Raw genomic sequence first — 22,563 nt, 5'->3', positions numbered from 1 at the left:
GCCTGACGGGCCGCTGCCCGCCCCTACCCGGCGCCGGGCCGGGAGTCCTACGCTGACCGTGGACAGTCACCGGGCGGAGAGCCGCCGGTCCCTCGGGGACCCGGCCGCCCGGCGCCCCCACGGGAAGGGTCGGCAGCGATGACGGAAACCCCGGACAGGATGGACGCGGGCCGGGACGTGCTGATCCCGGCCGCGCACGCCGGGCTCGCAGGTCGCCTGCACCTGACGGCCCCGAACGCCCCCGTGGTCATCTTCGCCCACGGCAGCGGCAGCAGCCGGCACAGCACGCGCAACCGGTACGTCGCCTCCGTGCTGCAGGAGGCCGGCCTGGGAACCCTGCTGCTGGACCTGCTCACGGAGGAGGAGGCAGGGGACCGCCAGAACGTCTTCGACATCCCCCTGCTCGCCCAGCGCCTGACCCTGGCCGAGGCCTGGGTGCACCAGCACCCGGAGGCCAGATCCTCCCCGGTCGGGTTCTTCGGGGCCAGCACCGGTGCCGGTGCCGCGCTGTGGGCGGCGGCCGAACCCGGGACGCGGGTGGGCGCCGTCGTCTCGCGGGGCGGGCGGCCGGACCTGGCGGCGCCGCGGCTCGAGCAGGTCACGGCGCCCACGCTGCTGATCGTGGGCAGCCTGGACCACCAGGTGCTGGAGCTCAATGCCCGTGCCCAGACGCAACTGCACTGTGAGAACCGGCTGGAGGTGGTGGAGGGCGCCACCCACCTGTTCCCGGAGCGCGGCACGCTCGAGCAGGCCGCCCGGCTGGCCCGAGACTGGTTCGTACGACACCTGAGGAGCAGACCGTCATGAGCGAGCAGACACCGTCCGGATCCACCACGCCCCCTGACCGCCACGATGAGGCCGTCCCCACGGAGAAGCAGAAGTTCGGGGGGATCAAGTTCGGCGTGGCCTTCTTCGGATGGCTGGCGGCCACCGGTATGGCGGTGTTGCTCACCGCGCTGTTGTCGGCCCTCGGGATCGGGGTCGGGCTGACCGCCGAGACCGATCCCAACCAGGTTGCAGAGCAGGCCACGGAGACCGCGACGACGGTGGGTCTCGTGAGTGCGATCGTGCTGGCGCTGATCGTGTTCATCTCGTACTTCTGCGGCGGCTACGTGGCCGGGAGGATGGCCCGTTTCGACGGGGCCAAACAGGGCCTGGCCGTGTGGCTGTGGGCGATCGTCATCGCCGTCATCCTGGCGCTCGTGGGCCTGGTGGCCGGCAGCCAGTTCGACATGTTCGGCCAGTTCAGCGGCCTGGCGGGTGTGCCCGTCGACCCGGCAAGCCTGACTGCCGGCGGCATCATCGCCGTGGTCGTCGCCGCCGTGCTCGCCCTGGTCGGAGCGGTCCTGGGCGGACTCGTCGGGATGCGCTACCACCGCAGGGTGGACCGGTACGCCCTCGGCACCCCTCCCGTCCAGGGCACCTGAGTCCGGTCGAGCCGTGGCCGAGTCCCTGGTCTTCGGCGTCATCGCCTCCAGCGCGCTCATCATCGGCGCGCTGATCGGCGTGCGCTTCGACCTGCCCAAGCGCGTCCTGGCCATCCTGCTCTCCTTCGCCGCCGGCGCCCTGATCACCGCACTGACCTTTGAGCTGTTCGAGGATGCCTACGAGCGCGGGGGCATCTGGCGAGCGGTCATCGGCCTGTTCGTCGGTGCGGTGGTGTTCACGGTCCTGAGCGCGCTGCTCGACCGCTGGGCGCAACCCGGTCCCTCGTCCGAGGACGCCGAGCTGCGGCAGGGCAGCGCCAAGCTGGACACGGATGCCGCGGCGCAGGACAGGCCGCCCACGGCGGCCTCCGCCAGCGGAGCGGCGGGGCTCGCCCTCCTGGCGGCCGTGACCCTCGACGGTGTCCCGGAGAACGTGGCGCTGGGCGTCTCGCTCTCGGAGGGCACGGGCGGCATGGCCCTGCTCGCGGCCATCTTCGTCTCCAACCTCCCGGAGTCCCTGGTGGGGGCGGCCTCGATGCGGGAGCGGGGCATGCCCCGGGGCAGGGCCGTCCTGCTCTGGACGGTCTGCGCCGCACTGCTGGTCGTGGCCGTCGTGATCGGTGCGGGACCGCTGGCCAACACTGACCCGGAGACGATCTCCCTGCCCCTGGCCTTCGCCGCCGGGGCCGTCATCGCCTCGCTCGCGGACACCCTGATGCCGGAGGCCTACGAGCACGGCGGCCCGGCGGTGGCGGTGAGCACCACGGCCGGCTTCGCCCTGTCCTTCGCGCTGTCGCTGGCGTGAGGACGGGGGCGCCATCCCTCCCCCGGAGCGCCACCGTCCGTGGATGCGGCCTCGCCGGGCACAGGGTCGCCAGCCGTTTTCCTTCCCGTAGGCCCAACCTAGACTGGAGGCGCGGCCGTTGCGTCGTAACGGCTGACCTCTGGGAGGCATGCCATGCATGAGTACGAGAAGATCCATCCCCTGGTCAAGGACAACACCGGCCTGTCCTTGGGGTACCGGATCCTGTGGCGGATCCGGCACGCGGCGAACGACGTCTACGGTCCGGCCAGCCGCCAGCCAGGACTGAACCCCCGCGAGCAGCTCCGGGTGGAACGGGCCCAGCGTGTCGCCACGGCGTACCGGATGCAGGGCAAGGAACCCCCGCCCAACGTCCGCCGGGCGGCCGGCGAGGACGTGGACGGCGACCCGGACGCCATCCAGCGCCATACGACACCGCCCAAGCCCTTCCAGGAGGGGTACCGGTACGTCATGGTCGACGAGGACCAGACGGCCGATCCGGACAATCCGGCCAAGGGCACCTGAGCGGCCGCAGTACGATCAGGAGAGCGCCGGCCGCGCTTCGCGCCGGCGTGGATCGCCATGACATCACCATGGCGGGCTGATCGACTGAACGGGGACTGACCGGCCGCCGGCCGGGAGAGAGGGGCGGGGGTGACCGAGACGCGCCCCGTGCCCCGGGTCACCGGTTTCCTCACCGCACTCCTCGCCTTCTCCGCCGTCAACGCCCCCACCGTGCTGTACGCCGCCTGGCGTGAGCAGATGGGGTTCCCCGCCACGGTCCAGACCCTCGTCTACGCCGTCTACGTCGCCGGGCTCATCCCGGGACTGATCCTGGCGGGGCGAGGGTTGCGACGATGGCCCCCGCGGACGCTCATGACCTGGGCCGTGGCCGTCTCCGTGCCGGCCTCCCTGGCGCTCGCGCTGGCCGCGGGACCGGGGGCGCTGATCGCGGGGCGTGCCGTCCAGGGACTCGCCCTCGGCGTGATCATGACCGCCAGCAGCGCCGCCCTGTACCAGGCCGCTCCGCCCCGGCCCCGCCCCTTCACCGCCCTGCTCGTCACCCTGAGCGCGATCCTCGGCGCCTGCCTGGGTCCCCTGGCCGCAGGTCTGCTGGCAGACGCCACCGGTGGGACGGCCGCCCCCATGGCGGCCGTGCTGGTGCTGCTGAGGGTGCACGGGGCCACGCCAGTGGCGTCGCCGGGTCCCGGTGCCGAGGACCCCGGCCGGAGCGCGACGGCCGCCGACCGGGCCCCGGTGACCGACGGCGTGGCCGAGTCGGCCATCGATCCGTCCGCCCGGACGGGGACGCCGACGGCCGGTGGGGTGGCGGCCGGGAGGGTGCCTGCCGAACCGGGGAACGCCGACCCGCAGCCGCGCAGCCACCTGATGATCAGCCTGACGGCGGCGACCAGCTGGTCAATGATCGGGCTGTACCAGTCCGTCGGACCGGGACTGATCGGAGCGGCGCTTCAGGTGGACAGCCTGACCGCCCTGGGCGGGATCGTGGCCATCGTCCTCGGGGTGGCCGGCCTCGTGCAGGTCCTGTCCAGGGACATCGCCTACCCCGCGGCCCGGCGTCTCGGTCACGTCTTCGTGATCCTGGGGATCGCCGGCTTCGCCGCGATGCTGGTGACCGGGCAGGTGTGGCTGGCGCTGGTCGCCTCGGTGGGGGCCGGCGTCGGGCACGGGTTCACCTACCTGAGCGCCACGCAGGAGATGGGCGAACTGGTGCGCCACCACCCCGCACGGGCCGGTTCCCTGATGAGCCGGTACTTCGCGATCGCCTACCTGTGCATGGGTGGGTTCTCCGTGGGCCTGGGCATCGTGGGCGACCTCTGGGCGCTCGTGCCGGCCGCCCTGATCCTGCTCACCGCCCTGGCCTCCGGCTGTGCGGTGATGCTGTTCTCCCGCAACCGCTGATCAGCCGGCGACGGCGTTGACGCGACCCCTTCACAGTCTGGGCACAGGTAGGACAGAATCCCCTGACAGGATAGGGGTTTGGACTAGGACGTGGGCACCCCCGTCCTTCCACCCGTCCGCCTCTAGGAGCGCACCATGAACTCGTCACTTCCTGGCCTGTCCTCCGGTTCCCCGGCCTCAGGCCCGTCAGCCGCCACCGGTTCGCCGACCTCCCTCGCGGCCCTGCACGAGATCCTGCCGAAGCTCTCCCATCCGGACGGCAGCGCCCTGCGCGCCCTCGTCGTGGACGACGAGCCGATGCTGGCGGACCTGGTGTCCATGGGCCTGACCCTGTGTGGCTGGGAGGTGCACGTCGCGCATGCCGGACACGCCGCCGTCGAGACCGCCCGCAACGCCCAGCCGGACGTGCTGGTCCTGGACTGGATGCTGCCCGAGCTGGACGGTCTGCAGGTGCTGGACCGGATCCGCTCCTTCCGTCCCGACGTGCCGGCGCTGTTCCTCACCGCCCGGGACTCGGTGGACGACCGCATCCGCGGCCTGGCCGCCGGTGGGGACGACTACGTCACCAAGCCGTTCTCGCTGGAGGAGGTGTTGATCCGCCTGCACCGGCTGGTCCAGCGCTCCGGGGTGGCCGCCCAGGACTCGGACGAGCTGGTGGTGGGGGACCTGGTGCTCAACGTCCGCACCCATGAGGTCACGCGCGGCGGGGATCCGGTGGACCTGACCGCCACCCAGTTCAACCTGCTGCGGTACCTCATGGAGAATCCCCGGGCCGTGCTGTCCAAGGCGCAGATCCTGGACCGGGTCTGGCAGTACGACTTCGGCGGGCAGGCCAACATCGTCGAGCTCTACATCTCGTACCTGCGCAAGAAGATCGACGCCGGCCGCGAACCGATGATCCACACCGTCCGGGGCGCCGGGTATGTCATTCGCCCGGCCGTCTGAGGCCGCCGCGGTGACCTCGTCGTCCGGCGGGCCCCCCGGCCCGTCCCCCGACCCGGACCCGGCGGCGCCGCCGGCGTCCCCGGTTCCGGGCGGCTCACCCCCCTCGGCCGGCGATCGCGTCCGGAACCGTGCGGGTGCCCGGCCCCGGCGGCGGACGAGTCTGGCCGTCCGGACCGCGGCCGGCGTGGTGGCCCTGCTGGCCGTGGTCCTCAGCGCCTTCACCGTGGCCTCCCTGGCGCTGACGGGCAAGGCCGTGGACAACCAGCTGGAACAGAACCTGGCGCAGATCTGGTACCGCTCCTACACCTACATCACGCGCGGATCGAGCGACGAGACCCCGGACTTCCGCCGCGACCCGCTGGATGCCTCGGGCACGGCGGCGGGGATGGTCGCAGTGGTCACCGTCCACGGCAGGGTGGTCCAGGCCTCGGCAGAGAACGACAACTGGGACGAGGTGGAACTCTCCGCGGGTGACGTGGAGGCCCTGGCCGCGCTGACCGAGGAGGCCAGGGTGGAGCAGGAGAGGCACGAGGCCAGACTGGGCGGCCAGACCGACGGGGTGCCGGACCCCCGCGTGAACCGCATCCTGGACCTGGACCGCGGCCGGTTCCTGCTGCACGCGGAGAGCGTCGGGGACGACGGTTTCGCGGTCCTCGGAGTGCCCACGGCGGCGATCGACAAGACGAAGGCGAACCTGGCGCGGGTGCAGGTGCTCGGGTCCCTGGCCGCCCTGCTGCTGGCCGGGCTGCTGTGCTGGTGGTGGATCCGCCGATCGCTGCGCCCGCTCGGCGAGGTGTCCCAGGCCGCGGCGGAGGTGGCCCACGTGCCGATGGGGTCCGGGGAGGTCTCGCTGGCGCCCTACCGCGTGCGCCGGGAGCTGGCCGAACCCGGGAACGAGGTGGGGGACGTGGGGTTCGCCCTGAACCAGTTGATCGGCTCCGTGGACGTGGCCATCGAGCAGCGCAACCGCTCCGAGCAGCGTCTGCGCACCTTCGTGGCCGACGCCTCGCACGAGCTGCGCACACCGCTGGCCGCCGTGCGCGGATACGCCGAGATGATCCGGCTGACCGAGCCCCTGACCGAGCGGGGCCAGGACGCGCTGGGACGGGTGCTGCAGCAGTCGGACCGGATGGGGTCCCTCGTCGAGGACCTGCTGCTGCTGGCCCGGCTCGACGCCGGGCGCGAGGTCCGGCGCGGCGAGGTCGACCTGGGCGAACTGGTGATGGACGCCGTCATGGACGCCACGGCCGCCGGCCGGGACCACCACTGGACCGTGGACGTCCCCGAGGACCCCGTGACGGTGCTGGGCGACCGGCAGCAGCTCGCCCAGCTGGTGGCCAACCTGCTGGGCAACGCCCGGAAGCACACGCCGGAGGGGACCACCGTGCTGGTGCGTCTCCAGCAGGAGGCCGCGGACGGCGTCGGGACCGTGCGCCTGACCGTGCAGGACGACGGGCCCGGGATCGATCCGCACCTGATGCCCGGGCTGTTCGACCGCTTCGTGCGGGGGGATACCGCCCGCGCCGCGCGGGAGGGTTCCACGGGCCTGGGACTGTCGATCGTGCGCTCGGTGGCCCACGCGCACGGCGGGGAGGCCACCGTGGACTCCGCGCCCGGCCGGACCGTGTTCACCGTGGCGCTGCCCGCCTCGGGGTCGCCGGAGGGCCCGGAGGCCGCCTGACCTCGCCGTTTTCGGAAATCAGGGTGGTGCCCTGCCGGGGTGGCGGCATAGTCTGGGCGTGACGCAGGGATGGCGTCCACGGCACTCCCCCTGTGAAGACCGATGGTCCGCGCTCACGGGGCGCGGAGATCCGGAAACGGGGGCCCCGGACGCCGGCTCCGCAGACACAGGTTCGGCACAGGACCGGCATAGGGCGCACCGAGGGTGGGGTGGTGTCCTGTTCACAGGACCTCAGGTGACCGATCAGGAGAGAGGGAGACCCGATGACGAATCCAGGCTCCGATCACGCGTATCAGCTTCCCGGGCGGGACCTCCCCGCCCCGTCTGACGCCCCGCGGTTCGGGGCCGGTGCGGACCGGTGGTGCGCGGGCGAGACGAGACGACCGGGCGCGGAGATGGAACGGGGCATGGAGATGGAGCGGGGTACGGACATGAGACAGGGCACGGAGATGGACACGATTCTCGAACTCACCGAGACGGTGACCCGCCACGACTGGGAAGAGGTGGATGACAGCCCGGACGGTTTCGGGACCCGGTTGTCCCTCAGCGCCAGTCTCGGCAGCAGGCTCGGCAGCACGGTCCGCGGCACGGTGTACCGGCCCACGGTGTTCCATCACCGGCTGCTGATCCGGGACTGGGAGCTGACCGGTCCGCCGGAGCTTCCCGAGGCCTGGACCGATCGGGCACGGTTCGCCCTGGCCCAGTTGCGGCTGCGCGCGGCCGGTGAGCCCCACACCATCCCGGATCCCGGCGGACGCTGGGACGTCACGGTCCGGCAGCGCTGGAGCAGCGGCGGTGCCGGGGCGGTGCAGTCCGGGCTGACCCCGCAGTTGAGGTTCACCCCGACCCAGGTGTTCGTGGACGCGTCGACGGGCGGCGCCGGGCTGGTCTGCCTGTTCGGCGACGGGCCGGTGGAGACCCACTCGGCCCGGTTCGGATTCGTCGTGGGCGTCGGCGGCACCGTGGCGTTCGACCGTCTGGACCCGGCGACCCGGGTCCCGCAGTGGGCCCAGGAGCCGGCGCGGGAGGCGGCCCGGCTGGCCTTCGAACTGCTCCAGTCGGCCGACCGCCGGTTGAGCAACGGGATCACCGCCGGTCCGGCCTGATCCCGGTCCGCGGCGGGCCGAGGGCTTGTTAGCCTGAGGGCGTGCGCGGGATGCGTACACCCCACCGTGGAAGGCAGGCCAGCATGGCAGACCTCAGCTCCGAGGACGCCCGGCACGACCGCGACGAGGCCGCCAAGGCCACGCGGGAGAGCACGGGGCACAGCATCGAGGGGGACACCCCGCCGGCCGAGGGCACCGGGGTGGGCCCCACGAACCCGGACATGGACGTCGAGAAGCCGGGCGAGGGCGCCAAGGGCAAGGCCTGGCTCGTCCTGGTCCTCGTCCTGGTGGCGGTCTTCGTGATCCTGGCGATCGTCGGACGCTTCGCCGGGTTCTTCTGATCCGCTGGCGCACGCTGGCGCCGCGGCCGTGGGTTCCCGGCCACACCCGGACCGAGTGATTCAAAACTGAAGGAATGATCCGGTCGCCGCGCACGTTGTGCCTGACGTGACCGAGAATCCCCACCCTGAGACCGAGCCGAACCACCCCGCCCAGGCGCGCGCCGCCCGGCCCGACGACGGCCCCGCACCCGCCGCGGGTTCCGCCGCCCACGCGGCCCCGCACCCCAACCCGGGCACCGAACGGGCCGGGTCCCTGCCGGAGGGCACGCTGGAGTTCGGCCTGCACACCTTCGGGGACGTGACACACTCCCTGGACGGCCGGCCGCTGGACCACCCCGAGGTGTTGCGCAACCTCGTGGCCGAGGGCGTCCTGGCGGACCAGTCCGGCGTGGACGTGCTGGGCATCGGCGAGCACCATCGTCCGGACTACTCCGTCTCCTCGCCCGAGACGGTGCTGTCCGCGATCGCCTCGAAGACCGGGCACCTCAAGCTGATCTCCGCCGTGACCGTGCTCTCCTCGGACGACCCGGTGCGCGTCTACCAGCGCTTCGCCACCCTCGACGCCGTCTCGGACGGTCGCGCCGAGGTCTCCCTGGGCCGGGGCTCCTTCATCGAGTCCTTCCCGCTGTTCGGCTACGACCTGCAGGACTACGAGCGGCTCTTCGAGGAGAAGCTGGACCTGTTCGCGCAGTTGCGCACGGAGGGTCCGGTCACGTGGCAGGGCACCACCCGGGCCGCGCTGCAGCGCCAGTCCGTGTTCCCGACGACGGCGCACGAGCACGGGCTGCCGACCTGGGTGGCGGTGGGCGGCACCCCGGCCTCGGTGGTGCGCGCGGCGAAGCACGGGATGGGCCTGGAACTGGCGATCATCGGCGGTGCACCCGAGCGCTTCGCCCCGTTCGCCCAGCTCTACCGCCGCTCGATCGACGAGTTCGGCCACGAGGCCCGCCGCGTGGCCGTCCACTCCCACGGTTTCGTGGCCGAGACGGACGAACGGGCCGCCGAGATGTACTACCCCCACTGGGAGGCGGCCATCCGCAAGCTCGGCGCCGAACGGGGCTGGCCGGCCCCCAGCCCCATCCAGTTCCGCCAGGAGATCGAGCACGGGGCCCTGCACCTGGGCTCCCCGGAGACCGTGGCGCGGAAGATCGCGCGCAGCGTGACGGCGCTCGGAGCGAGCCGCTTCGGCATGAAGTACGGCAACGGTTCGCTGCCGCACGAGTACATGATGGGCTCGATCGAGCTCTACGGCTCGAGGGTCAAGCCCCTCGTGCTGGACATGCTCGCCGGCTCCTGACCGCTCTCTCCGGCCTGCCTGCCCTTTCCGGTCACCGGAGGCGGCGCTCGAGGGCCTCGCGGATCGTCCGGGCGACGGAGAGCGCGGTCAGGCCGGAGGTCTTCGGGTTCTCCGGACTGGGTGCGGACTCGAAGGAGAGCTCGAAGCGGCCGGCCGGTCCCTCGGCCAGGATCTCGTGCCGGCTGCGCTCGACGGCGGGATCGGCGACCAGCTCCACCCGGACCCGGTCCAGGGAGCGCCGCAGCAGTGCCACCTCGTCCGCGCCCCGCACCGTCCCACCCGTCTCGGTGCCGCCCGTCTCGGTCCCGCCGGCGGCCGGCCGGCCCCGCGTGGCCCAGGCCAGGCCGACCGCGACGTTGACGTTGGCCGGGAACTGCTCGATGGCCTGCGCCGGGCCGCCGGAGAACACGGTCACCGGTTCGTCGCCGGGGCGCAGGGCGGCCAACGCGTCCCGGGCGGCCGGGGACATCCAGGGGCGCAGCAGGGAGGTGGGGAGCTTGGTGGTGCGGATGCGCACCCGGTCGAGCCCGCCGGCGTCCGCGGCGGCCCCCAGGACGTCGAAACCACCGATCGCCCCGGACGTCACCCAGAGCCGGCCGGGGCCGGCCAGCAACCGCCGCGCGATGTCCGGATCGGCGAGGGCGCCCACGCTGGTCAGGACCAGGTCGGTCCCCGCGGCGATGACGTCCGGCCCGTACTCACCGGCCGGTGCGACCCCGGCGCACTCCACCACCAGGTCCGCCCCGGTGAGGACGTCGGACCAGTTCAGGCAGTCCAGGTCCGCTCCGGTGGTGACGAGCTCGACCCCGGGCAGGGCGCGGTGCCGGCTGGCGGCCACGTCCCGCTCGGCCGCCCACATCCGGACGGTGCCGGCCTCGCGTTCCGGGGCCAGCTGCAGGGCCACCTGCCGGCCGATGGCGCCGAAGCCCAGCAGGAGCACGTGGGCGGGGGCGGGGCGGGCTGTCGAGGTCATGCGGGTCCTTTGGGTGGGGCGGTCGCCGGGACCACCAGTCCACACCACCGGCCGCGGGAATCAGGTCATGTTGCGCGCGGCCAGCTGGACGGCGGCCGTGAGCCGGTCCAGCGCCGGGGTCCCGGCGGACCATCGCTGCCAGTGCAACGGCACCCGGGCCTGTTCGAGCTCGGGGATCACCACCAGGTCCGGGTGGCTGCCCTCCAGCACGCCCTCGGGCAACTGGCCGGCCGGGATCATGCCCCAGCCCAGGCCGGCCGCCACCGCCGCGTTGAACCCGTGGACCGTGGGGACCTGGTGACGGGGCGGCAGGGCGCCGGTCCCGGGGCGGTCCTCGCGCCAGGCCGCCAGCCGGGATCGCTGCAGGTTGTCCCGGCTGCCGAAGTCCTGCACCGGCACGGCCGTGAAGTCCACCGAGCCGTCCGGGCGGCGGTACCGGTCCAGCAGGGACGACGCCGCCACCGGGTGGTAGACCATCGTGCCCAGTTCCATGGTCACGCACCCGGAGACCGGCGCCGGGCTCTCGGTGACCGCGGCGATCACGGTGCCCTGGCGCAGCAGTTCGTGCGTGTGCTCCTGGTCCTCCAGGTGCAGCTGCAGCACGGCGTCGTCCCAGGTCGCCGCCTGCTGCAGCACCTCCACGAACCACGTGGCCAGTGAATCCGCGTTGACCGCCACGGACAGCACGGCCCGGCCTCCGGTGCCCTGCCCGAGCGAGCGCCGGGCCTCCTCCTCCAGGACCGCGACCTGGCGGGCCAGGCGCAGCATCCGGTCACCGGCCGCCGTCGTGCCGACCGGGACGGTGCGCGTCAGCAGCACCTGTCCGACGTCCTTCTCCAGGGAGCGGATCCGCTGGGAGAAGGCCGAGCCGGAGATCCGCAGGGACGCCGCGGCCGCGTCGAAGGTGCCCTCGTCCACGGCGGCGGCCAGGGCCCGCAGGTGCTCGGTGTTCATGAAGGAAAGCTTAATACCCTGAAGGATATGCAGGTGGAACGGAAGATGCCGGCCGCCCTAGCGTGGCCGGGTGACGATCTTCCTGACCGGTCTGCTGACCTGCCTCGCCCTCATCGTGGCCATCGGTGCCCAGAGCCTGTTCATCATGCGCCAGGCGATCCGCCGGGACCGGCTGATGCTCACCCTGGCCGTCTGCCTGGCCGGGGACCTGGTGCTGGTCTTCGCCGGCACCGCCGGGGTCGGCGTGGTCGCCGAGCGCGCCCCCTGGGTGCTGCAGGTGCTGACCTGGGCCGGGGTGGCGTACCTGCTCTGGTTCGCCTTCGGCTCGTTCCGCTCGGCGTTCGCCTCCCGCCGGACGGAACCGCCCCTGCCCGGCGCCGGCCCGGCGGGGGTCGACGGGGAACCGGAGGACAAGGAGGCCACGGCGGTCCGGCCCCGGGACGAGGACGGCGCGGGCGGCGCGTCCGGCGTCGCGGTGGCCACGAGGCCCGCGCTCGCGGTTCGGCTCCGCGCTCGGGAGCGGGCCTCGACCCCCGTGCACGTCGTGGTCCTCACGGCACTGTCCGTCTCGATGCTCAACCCGCACGCCATCCTGGACACGGTGGTCATGCTCGGCACACTGGCCAACTCCTACGGGGCGGACAAGTGGGTCTTCGCCGCCGGCGCCGTGACCGGTTCCGCCCTCTGGTTCCTCACCCTGGGACTGGGCGTGCGGGCCCTGGCCCCCGTGCTGGACACCCCCCGCACCTGGCGGAGCGTGGACCTCGTGGTCGGCGTGGTGATGGTGGCCATCGCCGCGAAGCTGGCCCTGGGCTGAGGGAGGGGACGTTCAGCGTTTCTGGGACGGGCGCTGGCCCCGGGCGTCGAAGTCGAGGGCGCCCGGCCCGGAGAACCGCTCGAGCGGCACCGCTCGTCCGGCCATGGCCATGATCAGGTCCCTGGCGGTGCCCTGGACCTCGGGGCCGGCCCCGACCCAGCGTCCCAGGTCCGTGGCGACCAGGGTCAGGCCCCGGGCGCGCGCCTTGGAGGGCACCGTGAAGTTCGAGGACTCGAAGAACTCGAGCAGCACCACGAGCACCTCCCGCGGATAGGCCCGCTGCAGGCCCAGCGGCTCCCGGATGTCCTCGCCGTGGACGACCACCTCTCCCAGCCAGGCGGCCAGGTTGTTCGTCGGGACCGTGGTGGAACCGATGACCTGGCGGAAGTTCTCCAGCGTCCCGGCCGGGGTGGCGCCCAGATGCTCGGCCAGGCTGCGGTTGTTGTGCACCGCAGGGTTCAGGCCGGCCCCGATGATGCTCTTCAGCCACGCCCACCGGCCGGTGGTGGCCGCGGCGGACAGGTGCGCGACGACCTCCTCCACCGTCCACTCCGTGGCCAGCGTGGTCCGCTTCCACTGCTCGTCGGTCAGGGTGGCGAGGTCATCGGCCAGGGCGGCGCGCTCGGCGTGGATCAGGGGCCAGATGTCGGTCACGGTCCCCACCCTAGGACCGGCCCGCGCCCGGCCGCCATGCCCGGACGCGTGGTCCGCAGCGGCCCGGACCGCCAACACGCCAGGGTCCGTCATCTGCGCCGTTTCCCCCGCGAACGGGAGAAGATGGTCCCGTGAGCAATCCCCTGGGCGGTGTCGAGGCCGAGAACCGGATCCTGGTGTCCGCCGTGGTCCTGTACCGGCCGGACGGGCAGGTCCTGACCGTCCGCAAGACCGGCACCACGATGTTCATGTTCCCCGGCGGGAAGCACCGCGACGAGGAGTCCCCGCTCCAGACCGCCGTCCGGGAACTCGCCGAGGAGACCGGCCTGACCGTGCCGGCCGAGGACCTCGAGTACCTCGGCGGGTTCGACACCCCCGCGGCCAACGAGAACGGGCGCCTCCTGCACTCCGAGGTCTTCGCGCTGCTGCGGCCGCTGGCCCGCAACGAGGTGCCCGAGCCCAACGCGGAGATCGAGCAACTGGCCTGGATGGACCCGAAGGCACCCGCCGCCCCCGACGGCTGCGGGGTGGCGCCCCTGTTGTCCGCCGTGTTCCCCGAGATCCTGCGCCGCCGGCCGTTCTGAGCCGTGGCGGACGACGCCACCGTCCAGGCCGGTTGAGGCCCTACCGGCGGGCCTGGTCCTCCTCGGTCATCTGGGCGATCTGGAAGGTCGCCCCGGCGGGGTCGGCCACCGTGGCGAGACGGCCGAACGGGGTGTCCATGGGACCATCGAGGACCGAGCCGCCGAGGCTGGTGATCGTCCGGGCGGCCTCGTCCGCGTTCTCCACGATGAAGTACGCCCGCCAGTAGGACGGCGTCCCCTCGGGGAACCAGGACGGATCGGCCTCGCACAACCCGGCCGTGGCCGCCTCCCCGGGACGGTTGTTCGCGTAGCGGGCGCGCTGGGCCCCGGACTCCGCCCCGTCCATGGCCAGCAGCGTCGGCTCCCAGCCCCAGACGGAGCGGTAGTACTCGGCGTCCGCGTCGAAGTCGAGGCTCATCACCTCGAACCACACGGGCGAGCCCACGGTCCGGGTCATCGTGAAGCCCCCGAACGTCCCGTTCTGCCAGATGCCCAGGACCTCGCCCCCAGGCGTGGTGACCACGCCCATCTGGCCGAGGTCACCCACCGGCATGGCCGGCACCAGCACGTTCCCGCCGGCCGCCGCGGTGTCTGCCAGGGACCGGGTGATGTCGTCGCTCTTGAGGTAGACGGACCAGGCGGCCGGCTGCCCCGAGCCGTCCCCGGACTGGGACATCGCCCCGCCCACGTGGGCGCCACCGTTGGTGATCATGTGATAGTGGCCGAACTCCTCACCGTAGTCATCGAAGCGCCACCCGAAGATGATCTCGTAGAAGGGCTTGACCTCGGCGAGGTCGGGGACGGTGAGGTCCACCCAGACGGGTGAACCGTGGCTGATGCCGATCGAGTCGGTGTTGGCGGTGGGCACGTGGTCGGTCATGACGTCCTCCTGAGGAAGTGGTGGTGCGCGGGCACGAGCGCCGGCAGGGCGGAGAGCACGGGGAACTGCCACGGGGCGGCGGGGGCCAGGGTGATCCGGACGGTGGCGGTGCGGCCGAGCGGGCGGGGATGGATCCCCACGGCGGGACGAGGGCTGGCCAGGTGGTCCCGGGGCTCCGCAGTGGCCGGCACGGCCGTGGCCAGCAGCCAGGGAGCCGAGGCCAGCAGGGGCAGCCGGAACGAGCCCTCGCCGAGGCGCAGGACGCCGGTCACGGGCAGTCCGGTGGGCGAGGGCGCGGGATAGAAGCCGATCCAGACCAGGGCGGCCAGTCCGGGGCCGCCGCGCAGCCCGGCCGGGAGGTGGACGGTGCCGTCCACCGTGCCGAGCAGGCCGGTGGCCGGGTCCGGCAGGCCCCCGGCGAGGTCCGCCTCGGTGACGCCGTCCGGGTAGAGGGTGAACGGGGCCGGTGTCGAGACGGACAGGTCCTCGGCCAGCTGGCGCAGGGCGGACGGTGCCACGCCCACCTCCTCGCGGAACCGGCGGGTGAACGTGCCGGGGGAGGAGAAGCCGACCTCGTGGCAGATGTCGATGACCGGGTCGTCCCCGGCCAGCAGCAGCTGCTTGGCGCGGTGGAACCGGACCCCGGCCAGGAACCGGTTCGGGGTGACGCGGACGCGGTCCGCGAACAGGCGGGTGAAGTGGAACGGGCTGTAACCGGCGGCGTCGGCCATGTCCGCCACCGTGATCGGCTCCGCGGCCCGTGCCGTGATGAAGCTGATGGCACGCCGGGCGGCGGCATCGTGCTCGAGGCGTTGGTCCCTCACCGCTCCAGTGTGGGCCGCGCCGTATCTCCTGTCACCCCGCGGCGGGCCCGGCCGCCCAGCCCGGAGGACATCGCGTCGGCCTGCGGGTCCGGTGCTCATGGAGCCGACCCTAGGACCGCGCGGGTCCCAGGGCCGACTCCGATCGTGCGCAGTGGCCGGGATCAGGCCGTGGCCAGCCCCTGCACCGGGGAGAGCCGGGTGGCCCGCCGCGAGGGTGCCACGGAGGCCAGCAGCCCGGCGGCCACCGAGACCAGCACGATCAGTCCGAGTTCGGGCCACGGCACGGCCGGCCAGACGACCGACTGGCCGATGCCGGCGGCCATCTCCCCGAACACCGTGTGGGCGCCGAAGCCGCCGTAGACGGTGCCCAGTGCGCTGCCGATGAGGGCCGCGACCCCGGAGATCAGCACCGCCTCCAGGGCGAGCATGCCGCGCAACCCGCCGCGGGTCAGGCCGAGGGCCCGCATCAGGGAGTTCTCCCGGGTGCGCTCGATGGCGGACAGGGACAGCGTGTTCGCCACGCCGATCAGGGCGATGAGCACCGAGACGGCCAGCAGGGCGGTGACGACCATGAGCATGCCGTCGATGATCACGGTGAACAGCAGCCGCATGGCCAGTTCGCCGCTGACCTGTTCCTGGGATACCCCGGCGGCCTGGGCCACCGCCGTGTTCAGCTCCTGCAGCCCGTCGAGGGCGATGCCGTCCCCGGCCTGGAGCCACAGCTGCGGGGCGGTCTCCGCCTCCCCGGAGCCCGTGGCGGTCGTCCCCGCACCGGCCCCCGCACCGGCCCCCGGGTCCAGGCCCAGGGCCCGGGCGTCCTCGAGGGAGATCACCGGCACCAGGGCGGAGGAGGCGCTCAGGACGGTGTCGAACTGCCGGGAGCCCTCCGGCCCGGTGACCGTCAGGGTCTCGGACTCCACGGTGTTCGGCACCAGGACGGTGCCGGGCTCGCCCAGGCGCTCGGCCTCGCCGACCGGCAGCCCGGCCACGACCTCGCGCAGCTGCGCGGAGTCGGCGGCGTACACGGCGGTGGAGCCGCCCTCGACCTCTGCGGTGCCGGTCGGCACGAGCAGCGCCGCGGCGTCCACGCCGTCCAGGGCGGCGACCCGATCGCGTTCGGCGGCACCGCCGTCGGCGGCCAGCCCGACCTGCATGTCGACCGGGAACTCGGCCCGGAAGATGGTGTCCATCTGCACCTGCGCGGTACGGCCGCCGGTCAGCATCATCGCGACCAGGGTGGTGCCGATCAGCAGCGCGGAGGCGGTGGCCGCGGTCCGCCCGGGATTGCGCACCGCGTTGAGCCGGGCCATCCGTCCGGGCACCCCGGCCGGGCGGGCCGCCCGGCCCATCACGGACACGACGGCGGGGACGAACAGCACCGCCAGCATCAGCACGCCCACGACGGACACGGCCCCACCGGCGACGGCGACCCCCAGGTTGACGTTCGCGGCACCCCAGACCAGCCCCGCGGCGCCGGCCACGAGCAGCAGGGCACCGGCCACCAGGCGGACGACGCCGGCCCGGTTGCCCAGGGCGGCGTCCTCCCTCGGGCGCATCGCCTCGAGCGGGGAGACCCGGGTGGCGGCGACGGCGGCGGAGGAGGAGGCGATCACGGTCAGCAGCACGCCCACGGCGATCGAGACGATGAGGTCCCGGGAGGTGGCCTCGAAGGTCAGGAAGCCGAAGCCCTCGTTGGTGGCGCCCCAGGCGACGAGCACGGCGACCAGGCCGCAGGCCACGGCGACGCCGAGCACGCCCCCGGCCAGGCCCACGATCCCGGCCTCGGCCAGCACGGAGCCGCGGATCTGGCGCCGGGAGGCACCGAGGGCGCGTTGCAGGGCCAGGTCCCGGGACCGCTGGGCCACGAGCACCGAGAAGGTGTTGGCGATGACCAGCGCGGTGACCAGCAGGGCGATGGCGGCGAATGCCCCCAGTACCCAGACGAAGACGTCGGAGCCCGTCATCTGCGCCATCTGCCGCTGCGCCTGCACGTCCGGGGTGGCCACGGTGACGGCCAGCCCCTCGGCGTCGGCGGTGTCCTGCAGGGCGGCCGCGACCGCGTCGCGGTCGGCCCCGGGCTCGAGGCGGACCAGCACGTGCTCGGCGTACCGCGCGGTCATGGCCTCGGCGATCTCCGCCTGAGCGGCCTGCTCCTCGGCGCTGAGCCCGCCGGCAGCGTCATCGGGCAGGGCTGCGGCCAGGGAGTCGGCCGTGAGCTGAACGGTGAGGGCCTCGTCGCCGCGGACCTGGATGGCGCCGATGGCGTTCGGGTCCTGGGAGACCTCGGAGAGCCCGACCACGGTGACCTTGCGACCGGCGGCGTCGGCCGCCGTCCCGGACATCAGGAAGGTGCCGGAGCCGACGTCGAGCCCGAAGTCCCGGGCGGTGCGCTCGTCCAGGACGACCTCGGAGGCCGACCCGGCGGCCGGGTAGCGGCCCACCACGAGGTCCTCGGGGATCAGGGACGGGTCCTGCGGGACGCTGGCCACCTGTGCGTAGTCCGTGGTCGGACCCCACGTGCCCGCGCCCTGCCGATCCGCCGGGCGCTTGACGCCCACGGGCGTGACGACGTGCGCGTAGGCCTCCTGGACGCCCTCCACGTCCTGCAGCGGGCCCGGCTCCGCGGACGTGCCGGCCGCGCCGGCCAGCTCCTCCCGGGTCTCGAAACCGGCGTCGGGGGTGGGGGCGATGACGAGGTCGGCGCGGGAGTAGGTGGCGCCCAGGGAGTTGCGCAGGCTGGCGGTGGAGGAGGAGCCGACCAGCAGGGCGGAGGCCAGGAAGGTGACGCCGATGATGATGGCCAGCAGTACCGAGACGTACCGGCGGGGCTGGTGCCGGAGTTGGGACAGGGCGAGGGTGAGCATGGCTCAGGCCACCCCCAGCTTCGCCAGGGCGGCCAGCACGTTCTCGGGGGTCGGATCGCTGATCTGCCCGGCCAGCCGCCCGTCCTCCAGCAGCACCACGCGGTCGGCGTAGGAGGCGGCGACCGGGTCGTGGGTGACCATGATGACGGTCTGGCCCATCTCCCGGGCCGAGCGGCGCAGCAGGGAGAGCACCTCGGCCCCGGTGGTGGAGTCCAGGTTGCCGGTGGGTTCGTCACCGAACACCACGTCCGGGCGGGTGAGCAGGGCCCGGGCCACGGCCACGCGCTGCTGCTGGCCGCCGGAGAGCTCGTGCGGCTTGTGCCCGAGCCGGTCGCCCAGGCCCAGGATCCCCACGACCTCGGCGAGCCAGGCCCGGTCCACCGGCGTGCCGGCCAAATCCAGGGGCAGCACGATGTTCTGCTCGGCGGTCAGGGTGGGGACGAGGTTGAAGGCCTGGAAGACGAACCCGATCCGGTCCCGGCGCAACCGGGTCAGGGCGGTGTCGTTCAGTCCGGTGATCTGCTGGCCGCCCAGTTCGATCCGGCCGGCGTCGGCGGTGTCCAGTCCGGCCAGGCAGTGCATCAGGGTCGACTTGCCCGAGCCGGACGGGCCCATGATCGCGGTGAAGGCCCCGGCGGCGAAGTCGACGTCCACACCGGCCAGCGCGCGCACGGCGGCCTCGCCCCGGCCATAGGTCTTCACCAGCCCCCGGGCGGACACCGCCGGGGCGGCGGCCCCCTCCGACGGTGCGGTGGCACCGGCGGACCGGCCGGGGGCGGTGGCGGAGGAGGCGGTGGTGGGGGGTCCGGAGGGGGCGGGCACGCTCGCGGTGAGGTCAGTCGTGGGGTTCATGCCATCCACTCTGGCCGCTGGACGGGGTACGCGGATCGTTCTGGGGTGCCGTTCCGGGGTGGATCCGGGTCATCCTCCGGGATGACTCGGGGGTGTCCCGGGCTCCGGGAGGACTACGGGGCACCCGGAGCCCGGGTGGACCGGTAGCATTCGCGGGGGCGGCGCTCGGCCCGCCCGCGACATGGACTGACCTGCAGGGACGGCAGGAGGGGACGGAGGCTGCGGTGGACGTGTTCATGGCCGCGCTGCCCATCGTGCTGACCCTGGCCCTGCTCGTGGTGCCGGCCCCGGCCTGGGTGGCCCCGGGGACCGGCCTGGTGACCGCCCTGCTGGCCGGGCTGTTGTGGTTCCACACGGCCCCGGCCGAGCTGGCCGGAGCGTTCGCCGCGGGGATGGGCACGCTGGTGGAGGTGCTGGGCATCATCGCGGGTGGCATCCTGCTCTCCCGGGTCATGGACCGCGGCGGCGCGCAGCAGCGCATCGCCGGCTGGCTCTCGGCCGGCGGCGGTCCCACGGTGGCCTCGGCCCTGCTGATGGTGTCCGGGGTGGTGCCGTTCCTGGAGTCGGTGACCGGTTTCGGGGTGTCCGTCATGATCGGCCTGCCCCTGTTGCTCTCCCTCGGCTTCACTCCCGTGCGCGCCGCGACGCTGGCCCTGCTCGGACTGGCCGTGGCCCCCTGGGGCTCCATGGCGCCGGGCACCCTGCTCGGGTCGGGGATCGCCGGGGTGTCGTTGCTGGACCTCGGCCTGGCCTCCGGGGCGTTCAACGTCCTGGCCTTCGCCGGATCCGGGGCGGTGGCCGCCGTGGTGGCCGGTCGTGGTGCTGTCGAGCTGGCCCGCAGGGAGTCCGCGAGCGGGGCAGGAGAGAGCGGGCCGGCCCGGAGCGGCAGGGCCGGCCCGCCCCGCGCCGCCTATGCCGTGTGGATCGCCACCGGCCTGGTCTCCGGACTGGCCCTGGCCGGCCTCGTGCTCGGCGCGAACCTGCTGCTGGGCACCGCCGTGGCCGGTGCCGTCGGGTCCCTGCTGATGTCCGCCCTCTGGGCCCTGGTGATCAACCGGGGACGACTGGGACCCACGCCGTGGCGCGCCCTGACGCCCTACCTGGTGCTGCTGGTCGGAACCATCGCCGGCCAGATGGTGGAGCGGTTCCTCCTGCCGGGCGCCCTGGGCGCCGTCATCGGCTCACCGGCCCTGTGGTCCACGGTCGGGGCCCTCAGCGGCATCGTGGTGCTGTCCCTCGACCGCGACCACCGTGCGGGGCTTCCCCGGGAGACCTGGCGGATGTGGCGGGGCACCGCCGTGCCCACCGGGCTGTACCTGCTGCTGGGCTATGCGGTCTCCGGCGGCGGGCTGGCACAGTCCCTGGCCGGGGCGCTGACCGTCCTGGGCGCGGGCTACCTGTTCCTGGTGCCCTGGATCGGCGGGCTGGGCGGGTACATCACCGCCTCCAACACGGGCGCCAACTCGATGTTCGGCGGTACCCAGACGGCCTCCGCGCACGCGCTCGGCGTGGACCCGCTGTGGGTGATGGCCTCTCAGAACGCGGCGGCCGGACTCGGGACGCTGACGAGCCCGGCGCGCATCGAGCTGGCGTACCTGCTGGCCCTCTCGCACCAGCGCGCGGACACGCCGGGGCCGACCGTGACGCGGGGCAACATGCTGCGCGTCACCATGCCCTACGTGCTGGCGTGCATCCTGCTCTGGGCCGTCGCCACCATGCTCTGGGTGCCGGCCGCCGGCTGACCGCCGCCAGCACGGGCGGGCCGGCCGTCAGGCATCCACTCCCTGCGCGTCCTGATCCCCGAGCACCCTCGTGACGGAACGCCCCGAGGGCTCGAACAGGAGGACGGTGGCCGGCGGGACCGGGTGGACCCCGTTCGAGGGGTACGGCCCGCTGACGGCGTGCAGGGACTCGGTGGCGGAGGCGAAGCGCACGAGGCCCGGGCCCCGCGCGAGGTAGAGGGGCATGGTCCCGTCCGCGTCCCGGGTCAGCAGGACCTTCTCCCTGAACGCGTCCACGACCGCCAGGGCGAACGACCCCTCGAGCCGCGTCGCGAAGCGTTCCCCCCACCGGTGATAGGCGGCCAGGGCGACCTCGGGGCCCCCTGTTCCGCGGAAGGGGAAGTCCCCGTCCAGTTCCTCCCGCAGCGACTCGCGATTGGCGACCTCCCCGGCGAGCACGAGTCCGAGGCCGAGGCGGTCATCCGCGAGGGGCTGGGCCGCGCCGTGGGGTGCGGGCGAGGCCCCGTGGCGCTGATGTCCCAGGGCGACCCACCCCCAGCTGCTCGTCCCGAATCCGTACGGGGCATGGGTCTGGGCCTCGGCCATGCTGCACACCGTGGCCAGGTCGGCCTGGTCCCCGTGGAAGGCGATCTCCCCGACGATTCCCGCCACGGTCAGGCCCCCTGCCGGCTCGGCGCCTGCGGCCCGGAGGATGGTTCCGTCGTGGACGGCGCACTGCCGGGTGCACCGTCCGCGGGGGCGCCGGCGGACGCGGCCCCGGCAGCCCCAGCGGCACCCTCGGGCGCAGCGGCACTGCCGGTCGCGGCGCCGTCGGGCACGGCGGCGCTATCGGTCACCGGGGTACGGGAGGAGTGGGGGGTCCCGTCAGCCGGTGGTTGCGGGGCAGCCCAGGGGGCAATGAAAGGGGCCATGGCGTCGTCCTCGAGGGTCGTCAAAGATCTTCACGGCCATGGCTCGACCTCGGGCCATTATAGGCATCCCCGTGGGGCGGGTCACAGTGAAGTCCCCCGTGACGTGGGACCGGACGACCCCGGCTGCGGGGGAGGGGGCCCCGGGGAGGTCAGTCCACGAAGTGCGTGGCCGCCGCCCGGCCGTTGCCCACGGAGCGGACGAGCTCGTCCGCCAGGTCCCGCAGCTTGGTGTTCCGCCGGTTCGAGGCGTGCCGGAGCATCTCCACCGCCTCCTGCTGGGAGCAGTGGTTCCGGCCCATCAGGATCCCCACGGCCAGGTCGATCGAGGTCCGCGACGTCAGCGCCGCCCGCAGGTCGGTCTCGACGTCCCGGTGCCGGGCCATGCGGACCGCCAGGCGCATCGTGGTGGACAGGGCCACCGCCTGCCTCTGCACGATCTCCATGCTGTCCGCGTCGAAGGCGCGGGGACGGTCCGAGTAGACGTCCAGGGCGGCCACGGCCTCACCGCCCAGGTCCAGGGGAACACCCAGGGCGGACCGCACGCCGGCCTCGGCGGCCGCCGCGCGGTACCTGGGCCAGCGCGACTCCTCGAGGGTGTCCGTCAGGTACACCAGCCGGTCCTCGCGGGCGGCGGTGAGGCAGGGGCCCTCGCCGAAGTCGTACTGCACCTCGTCCAGGGCCCGGGCGCGCGGGTCGGAGGAGGCCACGGTGGCGGGCCGCTTCGGGCGGACCAGCAGGATCGCGCACCACACCTCGCCGGCCAGCCCGGTCAGGGACCGCGCGGTGGCCGCGACGAGCTCGTCCAGGAAGCCGCTGATGTCCTCCGCACCCAGGAGCAACTCGTGCAGCCTCGTCGCCTGGTCGGTCATGGCCTGGTCTCCTCTCCTCTTCTCTTCTCTCTTCCCCAATGATGCTGATCTGCACACCATGACAGGTCGTGGGCCCGGGGGCCGAGACCCGGCACGCCGGTCAGGGATGCGCCACGC

Annotated in this window: 22 protein-coding genes; 13 read left to right on the top strand and 9 right to left on the bottom strand. The window is 73.5% G+C overall.

The features are described from left to right. Nucleotides 1-138: 138 nt before the first annotated feature. From PLJ28_RS00215 to PLJ28_RS00170, 10 genes are all read left to right on the top strand, one after another. Nucleotides 139-807, top strand: a complete 669-nt coding sequence (locus tag PLJ28_RS00215; RefSeq protein WP_298043502.1) for a dienelactone hydrolase family protein — start codon at nt 139-141, stop codon at nt 805-807. Then, entirely contained in the window at nt 804-1,427 is a 624-nt protein-coding gene (locus PLJ28_RS00210) for a hypothetical protein (protein WP_183529715.1), read from the top strand. Before PLJ28_RS00215 ends, PLJ28_RS00210 begins: the two co-directional genes overlap by 4 nt. A gap of 13 nt (nt 1,428-1,440) precedes the next feature. Then, nucleotides 1,441-2,232 carry a ZIP family metal transporter gene (locus PLJ28_RS00205; protein WP_298043504.1) on the top strand — a complete coding sequence of 264 codons (792 nt, stop codon included), beginning with the start codon at nt 1,441-1,443 and terminating at the stop codon, nt 2,230-2,232. Between the two features lie 153 nt (nt 2,233-2,385). Continuing rightward, nucleotides 2,386-2,754: a hypothetical protein gene (locus tag PLJ28_RS00200; protein ID WP_183529711.1), complete on the top strand. Its 369-nt coding sequence runs from the start codon at nt 2,386-2,388 to the stop codon at nt 2,752-2,754. Nucleotides 2,755-2,883: 129 nt separating this feature from the next. After that, nucleotides 2,884-4,152 carry an MFS transporter gene (locus PLJ28_RS00195; RefSeq protein ID WP_298043507.1) on the top strand — a complete coding sequence of 423 codons (1,269 nt, stop codon included), beginning with the start codon at nt 2,884-2,886 and terminating at the stop codon, nt 4,150-4,152. A gap of 135 nt (nt 4,153-4,287) precedes the next feature. Beyond that, a complete protein-coding gene (locus tag PLJ28_RS00190; protein WP_298043509.1) occupies nt 4,288-5,097 on the top strand; it encodes a response regulator transcription factor in 810 nt (269 codons plus the stop codon). A gap of 184 nt (nt 5,098-5,281) precedes the next feature. Then, the gene (locus PLJ28_RS00185) at nt 5,282-6,778 is read left to right on the top strand and encodes a sensor histidine kinase (RefSeq protein ID WP_324589796.1); all 1,497 of its coding nucleotides are present in this window, start codon (nt 5,282-5,284) and stop codon (nt 6,776-6,778) included. A gap of 449 nt (nt 6,779-7,227) precedes the next feature. Further along, nucleotides 7,228-7,884 (top strand): hypothetical protein, encoded by a 657-nt coding sequence (locus PLJ28_RS00180; RefSeq protein ID WP_324589795.1) that lies wholly within the window; start codon nt 7,228-7,230, stop codon nt 7,882-7,884. A gap of 83 nt (nt 7,885-7,967) precedes the next feature. After that, on the top strand, nt 7,968-8,225 hold the full coding sequence (locus PLJ28_RS00175; RefSeq protein ID WP_010144004.1) for a DUF6480 family protein: 258 nt from the start codon (nt 7,968-7,970) through the stop codon (nt 8,223-8,225). A 268-nt stretch (nt 8,226-8,493) separates the two neighbouring features. Further along, entirely contained in the window at nt 8,494-9,522 is a 1,029-nt protein-coding gene (locus PLJ28_RS00170; RefSeq protein WP_183529793.1) for an LLM class flavin-dependent oxidoreductase, read from the top strand. 31 nt (nt 9,523-9,553) lie between these two features. Here the strand turns inward: PLJ28_RS00170 and PLJ28_RS00165 are convergent, their stop codons facing one another. Together PLJ28_RS00165 and PLJ28_RS00160 are read right to left on the bottom strand one after the other, a co-directional pair. Next, nucleotides 9,554-10,495 carry an aspartate dehydrogenase domain-containing protein gene (locus PLJ28_RS00165; RefSeq protein WP_298043515.1) on the bottom strand — a complete coding sequence of 314 codons (942 nt, stop codon included), beginning with the start codon at nt 10,493-10,495 and terminating at the stop codon, nt 9,554-9,556. 60 nt (nt 10,496-10,555) lie between these two features. Beyond that, nucleotides 10,556-11,449: an ArgP/LysG family DNA-binding transcriptional regulator gene (locus tag PLJ28_RS00160; protein WP_183529692.1), complete on the bottom strand. Its 894-nt coding sequence runs from the start codon at nt 11,447-11,449 to the stop codon at nt 10,556-10,558. A 70-nt stretch (nt 11,450-11,519) separates the two neighbouring features. Between PLJ28_RS00160 and PLJ28_RS00155 the strand changes: the two genes are divergently transcribed. Beyond that, nucleotides 11,520-12,266: a LysE/ArgO family amino acid transporter gene (locus tag PLJ28_RS00155; protein WP_298043518.1), complete on the top strand. Its 747-nt coding sequence runs from the start codon at nt 11,520-11,522 to the stop codon at nt 12,264-12,266. Between the two features lie 12 nt (nt 12,267-12,278). On the opposite strand, the gene PLJ28_RS00150 is transcribed toward PLJ28_RS00155, so the two are convergent. Next, nucleotides 12,279-12,920: a maleylpyruvate isomerase family mycothiol-dependent enzyme gene (locus tag PLJ28_RS00150; protein WP_298043520.1), complete on the bottom strand. Its 642-nt coding sequence runs from the start codon at nt 12,918-12,920 to the stop codon at nt 12,279-12,281. A 131-nt stretch (nt 12,921-13,051) separates the two neighbouring features. Between PLJ28_RS00150 and PLJ28_RS00145 the strand changes: the two genes are divergently transcribed. After that, nucleotides 13,052-13,504, top strand: a complete 453-nt coding sequence (locus tag PLJ28_RS00145; RefSeq protein WP_183529686.1) for an NUDIX hydrolase — start codon at nt 13,052-13,054, stop codon at nt 13,502-13,504. A gap of 40 nt (nt 13,505-13,544) precedes the next feature. On the opposite strand, the gene PLJ28_RS00140 is transcribed toward PLJ28_RS00145, so the two are convergent. The 4 genes from PLJ28_RS00140 to PLJ28_RS00125 form a co-directional block, all read right to left on the bottom strand. After that, the gene (locus tag PLJ28_RS00140; protein WP_298043523.1) at nt 13,545-14,384 is read right to left on the bottom strand and encodes a VOC family protein; all 840 of its coding nucleotides are present in this window, start codon (nt 14,382-14,384) and stop codon (nt 13,545-13,547) included. Beyond that, nucleotides 14,381-15,208, bottom strand: a complete 828-nt coding sequence (locus PLJ28_RS00135) for a helix-turn-helix transcriptional regulator (protein ID WP_298043525.1) — start codon at nt 15,206-15,208, stop codon at nt 14,381-14,383. The genes PLJ28_RS00140 and PLJ28_RS00135 overlap by 4 nt, the downstream gene beginning before the upstream one ends. 161 nt (nt 15,209-15,369) lie before the next feature. Beyond that, nucleotides 15,370-18,072, bottom strand: coding sequence for an FtsX-like permease family protein (locus PLJ28_RS00130; RefSeq protein WP_324589794.1), 2,703 nt, complete (start codon nt 18,070-18,072; stop codon nt 15,370-15,372). A 3-nt stretch (nt 18,073-18,075) separates the two neighbouring features. Continuing rightward, nucleotides 18,076-18,924: an ABC transporter ATP-binding protein gene (locus tag PLJ28_RS00125; RefSeq protein WP_298043529.1), complete on the bottom strand. Its 849-nt coding sequence runs from the start codon at nt 18,922-18,924 to the stop codon at nt 18,076-18,078. A gap of 236 nt (nt 18,925-19,160) precedes the next feature. Between PLJ28_RS00125 and PLJ28_RS00120 the strand changes: the two genes are divergently transcribed. Further along, nucleotides 19,161-20,666, top strand: coding sequence for an L-lactate permease (locus PLJ28_RS00120; RefSeq protein ID WP_298043531.1), 1,506 nt, complete (start codon nt 19,161-19,163; stop codon nt 20,664-20,666). Nucleotides 20,667-20,693: 27 nt separating this feature from the next. On the opposite strand, the gene PLJ28_RS00115 is transcribed toward PLJ28_RS00120, so the two are convergent. Together PLJ28_RS00115 and PLJ28_RS00110 are read right to left on the bottom strand one after the other, a co-directional pair. After that, the gene (locus PLJ28_RS00115; protein WP_298043533.1) at nt 20,694-21,317 is read right to left on the bottom strand and encodes a class II glutamine amidotransferase domain-containing protein; all 624 of its coding nucleotides are present in this window, start codon (nt 21,315-21,317) and stop codon (nt 20,694-20,696) included. A gap of 409 nt (nt 21,318-21,726) precedes the next feature. Then, entirely contained in the window at nt 21,727-22,446 is a 720-nt protein-coding gene (locus tag PLJ28_RS00110) for a GAF and ANTAR domain-containing protein (RefSeq protein ID WP_183529672.1), read from the bottom strand. Nucleotides 22,447-22,563: the final 117 nt, after the last annotated feature.

It is taken from the genome of Citricoccus sp., from assembly GCF_035445025.1.
GTDB lineage: Bacteria > Actinomycetota > Actinomycetes > Actinomycetales > Micrococcaceae > Citricoccus.
Note: the sequence above shows the minus strand (reverse complement) of the source record. Positions and strands in the feature narration are given on the sequence as shown.